Annotated in this window: 8 protein-coding genes; 4 read left to right on the top strand and 4 right to left on the bottom strand. The window is 40.3% G+C overall.

The genetic code is table 11. The features are described 5' to 3' along the window. Positions 1-17: 17 nt before the first annotated feature. The 4 genes from J7E57_RS05755 to J7E57_RS05740 form a co-directional block, all read right to left on the bottom strand. On the bottom strand, positions 18-902 hold the full coding sequence (locus J7E57_RS05755) for a polysaccharide lyase (protein ID WP_215125997.1): 885 nt from the start codon (positions 900-902) through the stop codon (positions 18-20). 222 nt (positions 903-1,124) lie between these two features. Beyond that, positions 1,125-2,999 carry a RagB/SusD family nutrient uptake outer membrane protein gene (locus tag J7E57_RS05750; protein ID WP_215125996.1) on the bottom strand — a complete coding sequence of 625 codons (1,875 nt, stop codon included), beginning with the start codon at positions 2,997-2,999 and terminating at the stop codon, positions 1,125-1,127. 11 nt (positions 3,000-3,010) lie between these two features. Further along, positions 3,011-6,097, bottom strand: a complete 3,087-nt coding sequence (locus J7E57_RS05745) for a SusC/RagA family TonB-linked outer membrane protein (protein WP_215125995.1) — start codon at positions 6,095-6,097, stop codon at positions 3,011-3,013. A gap of 622 nt (positions 6,098-6,719) precedes the next feature. Then, positions 6,720-8,465 (bottom strand): 7TM diverse intracellular signaling domain-containing protein, encoded by a 1,746-nt coding sequence (locus tag J7E57_RS05740; RefSeq protein ID WP_215125994.1) that lies wholly within the window; start codon positions 8,463-8,465, stop codon positions 6,720-6,722. Between the two features lie 524 nt (positions 8,466-8,989). Between J7E57_RS05740 and J7E57_RS05735 the strand changes: the two genes are divergently transcribed. The 4 genes from J7E57_RS05735 to J7E57_RS05720 all read left to right on the top strand — a co-directional run bounded on the left by J7E57_RS05735 (position 8,990) and on the right by J7E57_RS05720 (position 16,226). Then, positions 8,990-9,553, top strand: coding sequence for an RNA polymerase sigma factor (locus J7E57_RS05735; protein ID WP_215125993.1), 564 nt, complete (start codon positions 8,990-8,992; stop codon positions 9,551-9,553). Positions 9,554-9,643: 90 nt separating this feature from the next. Then, positions 9,644-10,774, top strand: a complete 1,131-nt coding sequence (locus tag J7E57_RS05730) for a FecR family protein (RefSeq protein WP_215125992.1) — start codon at positions 9,644-9,646, stop codon at positions 10,772-10,774. 146 nt (positions 10,775-10,920) lie between these two features. Further along, the gene (locus J7E57_RS05725) at positions 10,921-14,355 is read left to right on the top strand and encodes a TonB-dependent receptor (protein ID WP_215125991.1); all 3,435 of its coding nucleotides are present in this window, start codon (positions 10,921-10,923) and stop codon (positions 14,353-14,355) included. A 41-nt stretch (positions 14,356-14,396) separates the two neighbouring features. Then, a complete protein-coding gene (locus J7E57_RS05720) occupies positions 14,397-16,226 on the top strand; it encodes a RagB/SusD family nutrient uptake outer membrane protein (RefSeq protein WP_215125990.1) in 1,830 nt (609 codons plus the stop codon). Positions 16,227-16,234 lie beyond the last annotated feature (8 nt).

Genomic DNA, 16,234 nt, shown 5'->3' with positions numbered 1-16,234 from the left:
GCTTCACCATCAAAATGCTATTGAATTTTGTTTACTACTAAATCATCAAAGTAAATGTAACTGGTCTGACTGGAACCCCAGACAGCAACATCCTTTCCACCCCTGAAATTATGGAAGGATAGTCGCTTGATTAGGCGCTGCGCATCGTTTGTCGTCCAGCGAATAGACTGATCTAATACTGTTTCACCATTTATAAGTACCTGTACCCAGCCATTTTTAGTAGATCCGGTATTACTTTTCACATAAAGATGTACCGTATAGGTATTTCCTTTGACAAGGCTTCCGCTTGTTGGATAAGATCTTCCAAAGGTATCTCCACATGGACCAGCCATATCTCTATGATAAACATAAGGTTGAAAATAAACCCTGCTACCATTATTATACCACATTAATCGCAAACTTCCTCCATTTCCATCGGTGGGAATATCACAGCCCGTATTGCCTTCTCCTATAAGAAAGCCAAAGCCTACCTTTCCTCCCCTACTCCAATCGAACTGACTATGAAAACGAACCTTAAACGTTGCCTCGTATGCAGAACCATCAGATAGGTCTGCACCAGCGATAAGTCCGTTGGACACGGAGTTTGGAGCCAAGGTTGCCCTGGCCCATCCACCTGATATGTAGGCACGGTCTTCATTCCAGCCCGTCAGGGCAGCCATGCCGAAATCGCTACTTGCCTCACTGTAAGAATATGAACCATCGGGGTGATTAAAACTGGTATTGATGTTGCTTGGATAAGCTTGAGCGGCAGCCACTGCCATACTTTTATTTACCAAAAGTTTTTCCGCGGGGACAATGTCCTGGCTTGTTTCTGAAGAATCTTTCGAACAGCCTAGAATAGCGCTGAAAAAAATTAACATGGCCACACCAGTTAATTTAGATATTATAATTTTAACACTCATTTTAATTTTGGTTTAGGTTTAAATCTGGTTAGATATTTCTTATTCGTACTCTGCTGTCCTGGACAGCAGAGCACATCGTTTTGCTTTAGTTACTTATTAATTTATATATATGTACTTAAAATGTTTTGATTTCATCCGGGTCAGGAAAAAAGCTGTCCTTGCTTAAGGGACTGCCCATTCTAATCAAAACCATGTATATTCTCACACGGTCTTTATCTTCTATTAAGGTAACTTATCCAATGCGGGTACATTCTGATCATATCCTGCATAGCCTTTATTCTGGTTAATCCTGCCTTCAGTGTTAAACCGTTGCGCACTTGCCGGAACAGGCCATAAAACGTGGTAAGGTGCAATTTTGTAGTTTACACCTTGTAATGTTGGCACCTGATTTTTATAAAAATCATTTTTTTCTATAATCCTGTCGTACATAAAATTATTATCAGAAAAAGTAGCAAGGCTATAACTCTTACCGTTATATGCCGGCTTACCTGTTTGTGCAAAAATATATGCAATACGAGTAAGTTCTGTTTTGCGAGGCTCTTCCCAAAACAATTCACGAGCACGCTCATCCAAAATGGTTCCTATTGTTATTTGTGCGGCATTTGTTAACAACGTTGCATTAGCTCGGCTTCTCACTACGTTTAAGTCAGCCATAGCCAATCCAAGTTCACCTTTCCAATAATATGCTTCTGCCCTAAGTAGATAGGTTTCTGCCAAACGGAATACGTACCAATCGGTATTTGTTCCGCGGGGTGGTGTCCAGTATGGGTCATTTGCTAACGCGTTGGTCGAATTGATGAAAACTTTATAATGTGGCCATCCAAACCAGTGACGAATGGTATCAAGTGCACCATTTGTAAAACGTTGTTTGATATTTGCATCCGAATACATTTGCAGAGGCTGACCATATAAGGCTCTATCCGCAGCATTTGTTGAGGTTTTCAATGCCGGGTTATTGTACACTAAATCTGTCATATCCATCCACATGCCTTTTGCATGTCGGTAATCGGTATTATCGGTCCAGATGTATTTTGTGCTGTAAGGCGTACCGCGGTATCGGCCAATTCCTCTACCGTACATTCTGGTCAGTGGAATTTCTGCGGTAACCAAATCCACAATTGCAGTCGCTCCTGATGGTGTTTTTACGTTTGCAAAATGCCAGGCGGGAACGGTATTTCTCATCAGTTGCGAACCCAAGGCTGTAAAACCAGCAAAAGCTTCTCTATCAATCACTAAAAACAATGCTTCTCTATTGGTAGTGAGCGATTTATTATCCATTCGGTGCAAATCCCAGATTACATTTTTTGTCAAATCAGAAGCGGTGCTTCCAAAGCGCGTGGTCATCATACCATATTTCCCACCAGAAATTACATTAGAAGCTGAAGCAATTGCATCATCAAATCTACCAAGTGCCAGATTTACTTTAGTTAGCAAGTGGCTAACAGCACCTTTGGTTACATCCCCCTTATTACCTCCATCGGTAACCCATGTTTGGGCAAATTCAAGATCTGTTTTCATTTTGCCCAGGATTACTTCTCTTTTTGTGGAATAAAAATCTGCTTTTGGAAATTCCAAATCATTTAAAAGCAATGGTACATCGCCGAACTGATGAACAAGTCTGTAGTAATAATAAGCCCGGTAAAAATATGCTGATCCTAAAATCAGATTTTTTTCAGCTTCAGACGTATATGTTGGTTTATCAATGTTTGAAATGATTGTGTTAGCTTGCCGTACCGCAACAAATTCATTATCCCAGTACCAGCCTATTTTGTTGAAGTCATCGCTGTTAAGATTGGCATCCGGAGTGATCCTGGAAATTAAATCCTGAGCGGGTGTGTTTTTATCGGTTGTTCCATCCACAGCAACATCTGAAAAAATCGATTCCGTTAGTAGTGGAGCAGAATCGCCAAAAAACTCTCTTCGCGTAGCCAATCCAAGACCATTAAGTGCGGCTTTCATAGCGGTAAGGTTGTTTAGATTTTCTGGTGCATAAGCGGAGAGTTGTTCTGAATCCAGATATGCTTTTTTACATCCAGCAAAGCCCAGTAATGCAGCGAAAGCAAATAGGATGGATATATTTTGATTTATTTTTTTCATTTTCATTTAAGTTATAAATTAACATTAAGACCTAAAGTATAGTATCTTGGCGTAGGACCATTATTTTGCGGATCCCAAAATGTCCATGTTGGTGCATAGTAGCCTGCATTATTTACATTGGCATAAATTTTAGCGCTTTTTAAACGAAACTTAGTAAGCAAATTTGATGGTACCGAATAAGATACTGCTACGGTGTTTAGGCGTATGAAAGAATTATCCCAATACACATTGTAGCTTGTACCGCTGGAACCAGAATTTAGTCTGGCATAATCATTTATTGGGTTTGCGGGAGTCCAATATGGTAAAATATACGATGATGAGCGGGCAAATCCTACGCTACCAGGTTGGTTTTTTGCTGAATTATATTGTTTAAGCTGCCCCCAGTTGGCAAGCAATTGAAATGAAAAATCAAAATTTTTGAAAATATTGAATTCATTTCTCATGGCGAAGAAATAGCGTGGTGTACGGTAACCTAAAAACTTTTTGTCATTATCAGAATAGGCATAATCTCCATCAACATCTTCCAACTTAAAATCGCCGGGCTTAATGGCTGCCTTTGTAAATTTTGCCGCTTCGGCCAATTCACTTTGCTGCCAAACGCCCTGAATATTATAATCCCATATTATGTCGATATCTTTACCAATAAACCATCCATTTCCAGGGTCGTCTGTTGGCAAGGCAAGGGCAACAATTTTATTTCTGTTGAAGGAAAAATTGAAATTGGTGTTCCATTTAACAGGACCATTCACAAGATTTTTACTATTCAGGTTTAGTTCTCCTCCACGATTATTGATACGGGCAAGGTTTGAATAAACATTAGAATAGCCGCTAACATTCGGCAATGTCTGTCTAACTAATAAATCACTCGTTTTCTTGTTATAGGCATCAATAGAACCGCTAATGCGATCGTTAAAAATTGAAAAATCAAAACCGGCATTCATCGCGGTAGTTTCTTCCCACTTTAAGTCTGAATTGGCCATTTTCGCCCCAATCTGAACGGTGTTCACATCTGAGGCAGCACCACTACCATTTACAGTTTGGTATTTACCACTCGTTAACTGAGCAAGTGCAGCATATGGATCAACAGTTCCGTTATCAGGGTTACGTAAATCACGGTTACCATTAATACCATACGACAGACGAAGCTTCCCGTAGCTTAACCACTTCTGATTTTTCATGAACGCTTCATCTGTAAATACCCATGCTAATGCTGCTGCCGGGAATGTAGCGCGTTTGAAGTTTACGCCAAAAACGGAATAACCATCTCTACGAACCGAAAGGGTTAATATATAACGGCTCAACAAACTATAATTTATTCTTGCCATCAATGCATCTCCTGTATATACTTTATCTTCACTATTTGTTACAGGTTTGATACCGCTCGAAAGATTATGATAACTTAGCACGTCACTGGGAACGAAGCCTTCATTTGAAGCTTGTGTCCACCAGGTCTGGTATTTTTCAGCATTTGCCAATAGTGTTACATCCAGGTTGTGAATGTTGGAGAAGGTTTTGTTCCATTTAAGTAAATTATCCACCTGCCAGTTGTATCGGGTTTCATTAGCTCGTGTTGCAGATCCTCCGGGAGTTACTACATCCGGGTTTCTGGAAGATCGATAATCAAAAGTTCTATAGAAATCCAGACCTGGGCTAAAATTCAGTTGATAGGTGATTCCGAAAGGCAATTTTACACGTCCATAAACGCTTGCAAAAATTGTATTCTGCTTATTCATGCGTTCATTGTATGTCATGCTTAAAAAAGGGTTTCTTGCATTTAAACCGCTATCATCTGTTGGAATGCGCCTCAATTGCCCGTTTGGAAGGTATTTATCTCCATAAGGTGACAAGTTTAATATCTGAGCCCAATCTGCCTCGGTTGATCCATCCCCTGTTCTGGCTTCATCTCTATCGGCGAATTGGACGTTCATACCCAGGGTTAACCATTTGGCTGCTTCGCCTTCAAGATTTATCCTTCCTCTGATTGCGGTATAGTCACCACCTTCTATAACATTCTGGTTTTTCTGATAGTTTAAAGACATGTAGTAGGAAATTTCTTGCTTCTTACCGCTTAAAGAAAGGGTATGATCCTGACGGAAACCAGTTCTAAAGATATCATCATACCAGTTAATTGTTTTTCCGGCCAGATAATTTGCCTTCTCATTTGCAACAAGGCCAAGTCTGTTGAGCCATAAATCAACCGGATCGCCGGTTTGCCCATTCAACCATTGGGTGAGATCAACGCCTTGAGGAAGATTTCTAGGATCGGTATACAAGTATTCTGGGGTTGTGGCGCCGCTCCGCAACACATCTCCTCTCCATGCCAAAAATGCTTCATCCTGGTAAGGCCGCATGTTTTTAGCAACCTGGGCAAGACCAACATTGGTATTAAAAGTAATGGTTGGAGAATCACCTCTGCCCTTTTTTGTCGTTATCGCAATAACACCTGTTGCAGCTTTAGCTCCGTAAACCGCAAGAGAACTTGCGTCTTTTAAAACGTCTATTCCGTCGATATCATTTGGATTAATATCAGCGAGCTGCCCATTGTAAATTACCCCGTCTAATACGATAAGTGGTGAGGTTCCTGCACTTAAGGTTGACTTCCCCCTTACAAGTAAGTCACCACCACCTTTAGCACTTGAACTCAGTCCAACCGAGAGGCCCGGAATATTACCTTTTAGTACATCTGCTATACTTTGTGGATTTTCATTTTCAAGCTGGGTTGCTTTTACGCTGGAAATGGCGCCGGTAGCATCACGTTTTGTTGTGGTACCATAGCCTATTACGACAACATCTGTTAGGCTTTTAGATTCTTCAGTCAAGGTAACAGAAATGCTTGTTCTCTGGCCAACTGAAATCTCTTGCGTGGTGAATCCCACAGCAGAAAAAACAAGCGTTGCATTAGGCAGAACTGATATTAAAAAGCTTCCGTCAGCTCCGGAGGATACAGCAGTTTGAGCATTCTTCACTTTCACCGAAATGCCTGGCAGGGCTACCCCGGCTTTGTCTTTAATGGTTCCCTTCACAGCTATGCTTTGTCCAAAACACAGCGTAAATACAAAGCAAACCAATGCAATTAGTAAGGTAATGGTTTTTCTCATTTTATATTTGGTTTAGAATAATTGGATGATACAAACCTATTCTAAATATTTCATTTTCCAAACAAAAAAAATACATAACTACCTATTAAATAGACAGTTATATTAATTCACAATACGATATAGCAACAATGATATTACTTCATAAAAGCACCCCATCGTTTCCATTTCAAGTATGCTTATTTTTGATTAATACGGCTGAGCAACATCCTTTATTCGTTATTTTTTTCAGGATAATGAATGCTATACGGTTTTTGGAAAGCTGATGCTGTATCAATCGCGCTGATCAATAAGCATAACTGGCACATTTAATTTATTTGACTATAAATTAGAATTTATATACCGCATAAGGAGTGAGGTTGAAATTGTGGCAAAAAATATATTATCGGGTATCGTATTTAGGTGATAGAGATAAATGAGCACATTTTTCAGACCGCTTAGGCTAAGTAAACTTATTTCATTTTAAGCAAAATGTTAAAGCTGTCATTTATATCAATGGGTTTTTAGATATGCAATACAGTCTTTAATACGGAATGGAAAAGAAGTAATTTTCAGATTCGAATGTGTCAACTAAAACACCATTAGAAGTTGGATGGTATACTGCTTGCTATAGCAATCAATATGATTACACAATTGCTGGATCCAAAAGCAGCTTTCCCCAATCCCCATCTGAATTTTTCTTAAGCAAAGCTTTTTTATCAAGCAAAAGCTTTTGCATTTTCGAATTATAGGTCCAGCAGGTGCTTTGGCGAATGTTTAAAATCTCGGATAACTTATAGGAAGAGATGGTACCCTTAGAAGTATAGATCAGAATAAACATATACAATGCCTTGTTTATGGGTATTTTTGAATTTTGCAGGATGGTATGGGCAATTGCTGATTCATCATAACCGCACTTGGTACATCTTCTGCTGAATGAGGTCTGACCTGGGGAGTGTTGCGTGTTTTGACACCTCCTGCAGGCATATCCATGACTCCATTTCAGTTCGGAAAGGTATCTAAAACAACTATCCTTATCTGGATATATTCTGCTGAATTCCTCAAAATCCAATCCCTTTTGCATAACTCTTGCGCGAGTAACTTTCTCTATATTAAGATGAAGTTCAGAAATATCTTTTTTCAGCAAATGGTTCATCACTAAGATCTCTGCATTTTGTCTTTCGATGGTTATAGTCTTTTGCTGAATCTCCTGTGTACGTTCATCGACAAGCACCTGCAGTTGTTCATTTAGGGTTTGGTGTAAGTCATCATTTATTCTAAGCTGTTCAATAATCCTTTTTTGTACACTGCTTTTTTTCTTTCGGAGTGTACGTATCGCATTTCCTATCGCGAAGGAAACCAATATCATTTCAATAATAAAGCAGATACTCAGACTGTAATAGCTAAGGGTGCCATAAGGAATCCACTTCAAAAGCAGTAAGATCTTGAGCAGAAAACCTGCAACCAGAAATCCATAACCAAAAACTAAAAAGCTCGCCGGCCTATAGCCAGATAAGAGTACAGAAATTCCGGCGCTGAAAGCAACCAGCAGAGGAATAAATTCAATGATCTTGAAATTAAATAATGGGGTATAAATCAGGCAAGCGATAAAGAAGATGCCTCTTAAAAGAATGGTAATTAACACCAACTTATAAAACAATGGTGATTTTGACTTGAGATATAAGAAATTACTAGTAAATAATAAACCGAAAATGCTGCTCAAAAAAAGCGAAACGCCAAATCCATAAACATTGATATGAGGATTTGTAGGCCAGAGATATTGGAAGGCTATACCATCATTACACATTTCATACATACCGATACTCAAGTTATACAGCACATAAAACAAATACTGTTTACCCTTTACAGCAAAGTACATCAAAAGGTTATACAGGCAAAATACCGCTATCATCCCATAAAAAAGTCCAAATAACAAATATTCTCCCAGAGCATAGCTGACAAACCATCTCAGATCTCGCAAGACAATAATCGTGCTTACTGAATGTGGTGATTTGATCCGGAGATAATAAGTGAAGATCTGATCAGCATGGTTATTTAAATCATATACGAAATTTTTATGGTCGTATCCTCTATTAGAAAAATCATAATTAGTCCCATAATAATTTGCCTTGTAGTTACCCAATCCATCAGGTGCATATAATGTCAACTCGCTTATTGACTGATCAAAAAACTCAAGTATCCATTGTTTTGAGCTCTCCTGATTATGCCTGATTTTAAACCGATACCAATAAGCTGATCCTGGATTATCATTTTTAGGAATCCTAAGTGTATTTGAACGGAATTTATGCTGAAATTTTCTACTTATTATCTGTCTAATATTCAATGTAGCTTTAGGATCTTCCAAAACATCAATCTGACCAAACGAAAGCATTGTATGTGGTGAATTATCCTGAATTTGTATAGTTTGCTGCGCCTGAGTCGTTTGAGCGAAGCAAATTAATAATGTGAACAACGCGGGTATCCGTATAATTCTACTGTAAATGGTACTACTAAAGAAATTAATTACACGATACAAGCGGGCGGACGACATCTGTTACATTAAATTTAGTTAGAATAGTCCTAAAGTATCAAAACATTATTTCAAGTCCAAACTTTCTGCTTGAATTAACAGCCTATAGTGGTTTGTAAATATTAGAATAGCTATGGGGATTTATAGGTAGATTTCAAACAAAGAGTTAGAAGCAAAAAAATGGGACGAAAATCTTCTGAAAAGACCTCGTCCCACCTGGGTGGCACTTGGTATTGTTGTCGACCGAATTTCGGTCTCAAATGACTGCAATTGCAGATTTATCCTTTAAAATTGAAGAATCAAAAATTATTTCTCTACAAAGCCAGATAAAATTATAGTTTTTGACGATATTCATTATTTATGTATGTTAGTGCACCCCAAACAGAATGCCCTATAAACACTATAATGATCAGGAACTAACAGCCTTACTTAAGTCAGGCGATCAGCAAGCCTATGCTGAAATTTATCACCGTTACCACGCTTCCCTTTACATCCATGCATTTAAACGACTTCAGTTAAGGGAAGAATGCAGGGATTTGGTTCATGAACTCTTTACCACCTTATGGATAAAACGTGAAGAAATTACTTTTAAATCTACCCTTTCCGGATATCTTTATACTTCAGTTAGAAACAAAATATTTGACTTACTGGCAAAGCAGAAGTTAAAGAAGACATACATTCAATCTATTCAAGATTTTGCAGAAAATGGTTTGGTTACTACCGATTATCTTGTGAGACAAAACCAGCTAAAGGCCATTATAGATCAGGAAATTGCCAACCTTCCTCCCCGCACGCGTCAAATATTCGAACTGAGCAGGAAAAACTTTTTAAGTCATCAAGAAATCGCCAAAGTGTTAGACCTGTCCGAACAAACAGTAAAAACTACGATAAACAATGCATTAAGGGTATTGCGTACCAGGCTGGGATCTATGTTGTTCCTCTCACTCTGATTTTTTTTTTAAAACACCTTTACCCCCTAGGCTATTCTGCTTCGTCTTTAACCTCTGAATGCGGAAGGTACGCTCCTTCGCCGTCTAAGAATGATGCAAAAAGAGGAAATTAACGAGCTTTTACAAAAGAAACAGGAAGGTAACTGCACACCTGAAGAAATCAACTTTTTAGAGAGTTGGTACGCCCAATGGAATAAAGAACTCCCCCTGGGTTTAACCGAAGAGGAACTACTCGAAGACCTGTTCATTATTAAAAAGATGACCAGTACCCTACCAGCCGAAAGAAAGTTCAGTATGTTAAGTCAAAAACTTTTAATTGCAGCATCACTGCTGGTCATGGTAAGTGTCGGGCTTTATTTTTACCTGCACAGCCAACGCACGGATTATAATCTGGCGCTTCACGACATTCAGCCTGGTAGTAACAAAGCCACTGTAACGCTGGCAAATGGCCAAAAATTTGATTTAAAAAATTTAACAGGCGGCGTAGTGGTTGATAAATCCGGACTGGAATATAACGATGGAACGGATATAAACGGAATTGGCTCAACGGAGGTAGCGGCGCAGCAACTGGTACTAGCGACTCCCAAGGGCGGTCAGTACCAAATCACCCTTGCTGATGGATCCAAAGTGTGGTTAAATGCCGCATCCTCCTTGAAATTCCTTTCCAGCTTTGCCGGCCAGAAAGAACGCAGGGTAGAATTAACCGGAGAAGCTTATTTCCAGGTTAAGCATGATGCCAAACAACCCTTCCGTGTAGTAAGTGCAGGCCAGGTTGCTGAAGATCTTGGAACATCTTTTAACATCAATTGCTATGCTGATGAACCACTAAGCAAAACAACCCTGGTAGAAGGTAGTATGCAAATTCAAAGTTTAAAAGATGCTCAGCATTTAAAAACTGTCGTGTTAAAACCTAGTCAACAGGTCTCTATTGATGCTGACGGTACGATAACCTCACGTTTGGTGAATACAGAAGAAACATTAGGCTGGAAAAACGACAACTTCATCTTCGACGGAGAGGATCTGAATTCGGCCATGCGCAAGATTGCAAGATGGTACAATGTGGATGTTATTTACGAACCAGGTTTAAAAATAGCTTCAACACCTGTTCTGGAGGGATTAGTATCGAGAAAAAGTAAATTGTCGGAAGTGCTGAAATGGATAGAAACTGTTGGTGGTGTCCGTTTCAAAATAGAAGGAAGGAGAGTAACAGTGATGAAATAATTACTTCACGACCATGCCAAATCACCAGGGGTGCTGGACACACCCCCGATAATTACTGGCATCCAGTTAATAAAAATTACTAACCAAAACCTGCAGTTGCCCACAATTTGACCTGGGCGGCCACTGCACAAACCAAATATAACAAAATGTATAGATTTTATGCCAGCAAATCGGGTATAACAGACCGTTATATCCGTAAAATATGGATGATTATGCGCCTAACCACCATCATACTCCTTTTCACGCTAATGCAGGTAAGTGCAACAAGCTTCAGCCAACGCATTACCCTTAATGAACGCCGGATATCATTAAAGAGTGCATTAGAAAAGATCCATAATCAAAGTGGATATAATTTTCTATTCGACAGAAAAGTCCTCAACGGAATTAATCCCATCACCATTTCTATTGAGAATGAGGAACTGGAAGCCGCAGTAAAAAAAATCCTCAATAACCTACCCCTGGTTTATGTTATCGATGGAAAAACCATCCTGATCAAAGCAAAAGAAAGTTCACTTCTGGACCAGGCCGTTGACAAATTGAGCAGCATTTTCAGCAGTCAGGAAATACGGGGTAAAGTAACCGATTTAAAAGGAAACCCTATTCCGGGGGCAACCGTATTGATTAAAGGAACTAAAAAAGCAACCTCTACAGATTCGTATGGGAATTTTAAAATCCAGGCGGATAAAAATGAAACGCTGGTTATTCAGATCGTAGGCTTCATCACCAAAGAAATACTCTTGGGCGAACAGACTGAGATCAATATCAACCTAACAGAAGAAGACAAAGCCCTGGAAGATGTAGTGGTAGTTGGTTATGGAAAACAAAAGAAGGTTACCATTACTGGTGCAGTTAGCACAATCAATATGTCGGATATGCAGACCCCTAACCGTTCACTTTCCAACTCTTTGGCTGGTAAAGTAGCGGGGGTTATTTCTATGCAGCGAAGCGGTGAGCCAGGATATGACAATGCCTCTTTTACTATCCGGGGGATAGGAACTTTTACAGGCAATACGGAACCACTAATTATTATTGACGGCGTACAACGGGACGATGTAAACAGCTCTTTCGGAGGATCTTACAACAATATTGATCCGGAGGATATACAAAGTATTTCCTTACTTAAAGATGCCTCTGCCACTGCAGTTTACGGTGCCAGGGGAGCCAATGGTGTCCTTATTATCAATACCAAACGAGGCACTGCCGGGAAGCCGTTGATTTCAATAAAAACCGAAGCCTCTATGTCTGGCCTTACTAAAACACCACAAATGCTGGATGGTGTTTCATGGATGAGGCTCTACAATGAAGCCAATATCAACGATGGCAATCAACCTGTATATTCAGAAGAAATTATCCAGAAAACCGCAAGTGGTCTGGATCCGTACCTCTACCCTAATGTAAACTGGATCAAATCAACCTATAAAAACTGGGCTCCAGGTTTTAATACCAATTTAAACGTAAGCGGAGGCTCTCAAAGCGTGAGGTACTATGTTTCAGCCTCTTTTTATAACCAGGATGGCAGTTATAAAGTGACCAAGCAAAATGGTTACAATCCGAATTTAAATTTTAAAAGGTATGATTTCAGGACCAACCTCGATATCGACCTGAGCCCCACAACTTTATTATCCATGAATTTGGACGCGATGTTGGTGAGCAGCAGATACCCGGGTTTATCGGCAAGTAAAATCTGGTATAATGCCTATTTAACTCCGCCTATTGCTTTCCCTATCCAATACCCAGATGGATCATGGGCTGGCCCGTTTAACAATGGAGGAAGCAATCCACTCAATGAAATTCAAAATTCGGGTTATGCAACAGAATTCCGTCCCACTATACAATCCATTTTTTCCATCAATCAGAAATTAGACCGTTTTACACCTGGGTTAAGTGCAATGGCCAGGTTCTCATTTGATTCGTATAGTGAAAACGACAATAGGCGAACGGGAAGGAACAACCTTTTCCTGGCCAGTTCAAGAGATGCTGATGGCAACCTGATCCTTAACCAATCAAGGGTTGGAGAACAGTTTCTGGGTTACTCACAATCTTCAAGTGCAGAGAAAAAGATGTACCTGGAAACCAATATTACTTACGACCGCAGGTTTGGCCAACATCATGTTGGTGGTTTATTTTTATACAATATGCGTACCAGGGTCGTTAGCTCGGCAGGAGATGTAATTTCTTCTATCCCTTACAAAAACCAGGGTATGGCTTTCAGGGTAACTTATGATTATGCAGACCGTTATCTGCTCGAATTTGATGCAGGGTACACCGGTTCAGAAAACTTTGAACCAGGTAAAAGGTTTGGATTTTTCCCTTCTCTTTCAGGGGGTTGGGTGATTTCGAACGAACCCTTTTTCAAAAACCTATCAGCTACTGTGAACCTGCTGAAAGTTCGAGGTTCTCATGGAATTGTAGGGAATGATCAGATCGGATTTAGAAACGGACTGAAAAGATTCCCTTATCTGAGCCAATATGGTTCGGGAAGTTCAATAGGTTTAGGCTTTAATGGAACCATATTTAATGGAGTGACTGAAAGTGTATTTGGCGTAGAAAACCTGACCTGGGAAAAGTCTACGAAAGACAATTTTGGTACTGAAATCGGCTTGTTCAATAAACTTAATATCACCGTAGACTTATACAAAGAAAGAAGAAAAAACATTCTGATTGCCAGAAGCTCACTCTCGGGCATTCTGGGCGTAACCGGAACAGTATTCGCCAATTTAGGGGAGATGAATAATCAGGGCGTAGATGGCAATGTGGAATACAATGAGAAGATTGGAAACGTATCACTTCGTCTTTATGGAAATTTCACCTATAACAACAATAAGATCGTTGAACGGGATGAACCTAAACAACTGTATGCCTATCAACAGGCAACCGGTCAAAAATTGGGCGACAACCTCATGTATATTGCAGAAGGTCTGTTCACTTCCCCCCAACAGATTGCGGCCAGTGCGAGCCAGTTTGGTGCAAATTTAAAGCCGGGAGACATCAAATACAAAGATGTGAACAATGACGGGGTAATTAACAGCTTCGACAGGGTGTATACAGGTAAATCTGACGTTCCAACCATTCTTTACGGATCAGGATTTACAGTAGGTTATAAAGGTATCGATCTTTCTCTTTTCTTCCAGGGTATTTCGGGCGTTTCTTTTATGGCCAATGGCTCGGCTGTTACAGGCGAAGGAGCAACTGGTGCAGGTGTTGTACCTTTTACCGGTATGGGGCAATATCCTTCGGGCATGTTGGCGAACCTGGAAAACAGGTGGACTGTTGAAAACCCAAGACAGGATGCATATTATCCCAGACTGGGAATTTCCAATCAGAACAGCAATAATTATCAGCCAAGCACCTGGTGGTCTAAAGATGGGAGCTTCGTCCGCTTAAAACAAGCCACCTTAGGTTATCGGTTTTCAGATGCTTTACTTGCAAGGGCCTCGATTAAGTCGGTCTACCTGTATCTCACGGGGCAGAACTTACTTACTTTCTCCAAATTTAAATTATGGGACCCGGAACTTGGCGCCAATGCTGCAGGATACCCACCCTTAAGAACATTTGCACTGGGACTGAAAGCATCACTTTAAAAAAGACGTATCGATCAATTATAGCATTAAAAAATATTCTGATGAAAAGAAAATATTTAATCATTATAGCAGCAGGGACATTATTCTTAACAAGTATTTTATCCGCATGCAAACACCTGGACGAAAAGCCAGATAACCTCCTCACCTCAGATATCCTTTGGAGCAACCGGGCAAATGCAGAGTCTTACCTCTACAACATTTACGGTGCAGTGCTCGAAATCGACTTTGCGCATATTGGCATTAGCGATGAAGCATCTGTTTCTATCCCGGGTACAAATGTAAGACAGATGGTTGCAGGAAACTGGAGCCCGGTAAATGCCTATTATGACCATTGGGATCATTATTATACGGGCATCCGATCAACTTTTATTTTTGAGGCCAATGTTGGAAGAGTACCTGAGTCACAGCTGAGTTCGGCTTTAAAAACTCAATATAAAGCAGAGTCAAAGTTCTTAAGGGGCTGGTTTTATTGGCAATTACTTAAACAGTATGGGCCGGTGGTAAGGTTAACAACCGCGCTCGCACTTGATGAAGATTTTAATAAATATCCCAGAAATACTTTTGATGAATGCAAAGACTATGTAAACCAGTTAATGGATGAAGCTGCCGTTGATCTGCCTGTTAGCTGGGCTTCCTCCAGCAATTATGGCCGCCCATCAAAAGGCTCATGCCTGGCGGTTAAATCGCAACTTGCACTCTGGGCCGCCAGTCCATTATGGAACGGAAACCCGGCGCTAAGTTCGCTAAAAAATCAGGATGGAAAAGCACTCGCGCCTACCGCTTATGATCCAAGTAAGTGGAAAATTGCCGCAGATGCTGCGAAAGCCGTGATGAACCTTAACGCATATAAATTATTCACGAACCTGGATAACGGTGGTACCAGGTTTGATCCATATTTTTCTGTACGCGATCTTTTCCTGGCCAATTGGAACAGCGAGATCCTGTTCTCCAGAAATTCATGGAACTATTGGGGATACACCAAAGCATCCTCACCCAATCCGGGGGGAATCAATGTTTATAATGCCACTCAAAATGTAGTTGACGCCTTCTATATGAACAACGGCCGCGCCATTGATGATCCATTATCTCAATATAACGAAACTGGTTTTGCAGAAAATAACAGTGATCAGAGCTGGGGACATAAAAAAGGCCAATGGAATATGTATGCCAACAGGGAGGCCCGTTTTTATGCGTACATCCAATACAATGGCCGCCCGGTATTGCCTGCGCCTACTGTTGATGATAAAAATTATTATTCTTCAGCTGGCAATGTTGACGGTACCGGTCGTATAGAATTTTATTATTCGGGTAAAGCTGGTGCCAAAGCCACAGGAATTACCAATAACATCACCGGTTACAATTTTCTAAAAAACATCAGCCCTGCTGATAACATCAGGCAGGATGCTACCAATTACAGGCCCTTCATCATTATGCGTTATGCGGAGATTCTACTCAATTATGCCGAAGCTTTAAACGAGTATGATCCTTCCAATCCCGAAATTGCCCAAACCCTAAACCTGGTCAGGACCAGAGCAGGCCTACCGGGAATTGAAACTGTATATCCCAATGCGGTTGGAAACAAGGAACTCATGAGAAAGTACATCCTTAAAGAAAGACAGGTAGAATTATGCTTCGAAGGCGACCGATATTATACCCTCATCAGAAGACTGCTACTCGGCGCTCCCGAAAATCAAAATATCTACACCATGAATGTGAATGAAGACGACGGGGGACTTGGATTTGGTTTTACCTCCTTTTACAAACGTACCTTATTTCAAAAAAGGGCCTGGGAGAATAAAATGTACCTCTTCCCTATTTCTCAATATCAGCTCGACCGTGACAGGGCCCTGGTTCAAAATCCAGGTTGGTAAGTAAAGCA

The organism is Pedobacter sp. ISL-64 (genome assembly GCF_018613605.1).
Lineage (GTDB): Bacteria > Bacteroidota > Bacteroidia > Sphingobacteriales > Sphingobacteriaceae > Pedobacter.
This window is presented reverse-complemented; position numbering and strand designations above follow the sequence as displayed.

Coding starts and splice junctions, on each gene's coding strand:
- J7E57_RS05755 (WP_215125997.1), bottom strand. CDS start 902: ATGAGTGTTAAAATTATAATATCTAAATTAACTGGTGTGGCCATGTTA.
- J7E57_RS05750 (WP_215125996.1), bottom strand. CDS start 2,999: ATGAAAAAAATAAATCAAAATATATCCATCCTATTTGCTTTCGCTGCA.
- J7E57_RS05745 (WP_215125995.1), bottom strand. CDS start 6,097: ATGAGAAAAACCATTACCTTACTAATTGCATTGGTTTGCTTTGTATTT.
- J7E57_RS05740 (WP_215125994.1), bottom strand. CDS start 8,465: ATGCTTTCGTTTGGTCAGATTGATGTTTTGGAAGATCCTAAAGCTACA.
- J7E57_RS05735 (WP_215125993.1), top strand. CDS start 8,990: ATGCCCTATAAACACTATAATGATCAGGAACTAACAGCCTTACTTAAG.
- J7E57_RS05730 (WP_215125992.1), top strand. CDS start 9,644: ATGATGCAAAAAGAGGAAATTAACGAGCTTTTACAAAAGAAACAGGAA.
- J7E57_RS05725 (WP_215125991.1), top strand. CDS start 10,921: ATGTATAGATTTTATGCCAGCAAATCGGGTATAACAGACCGTTATATC.
- J7E57_RS05720 (WP_215125990.1), top strand. CDS start 14,397: ATGAAAAGAAAATATTTAATCATTATAGCAGCAGGGACATTATTCTTA.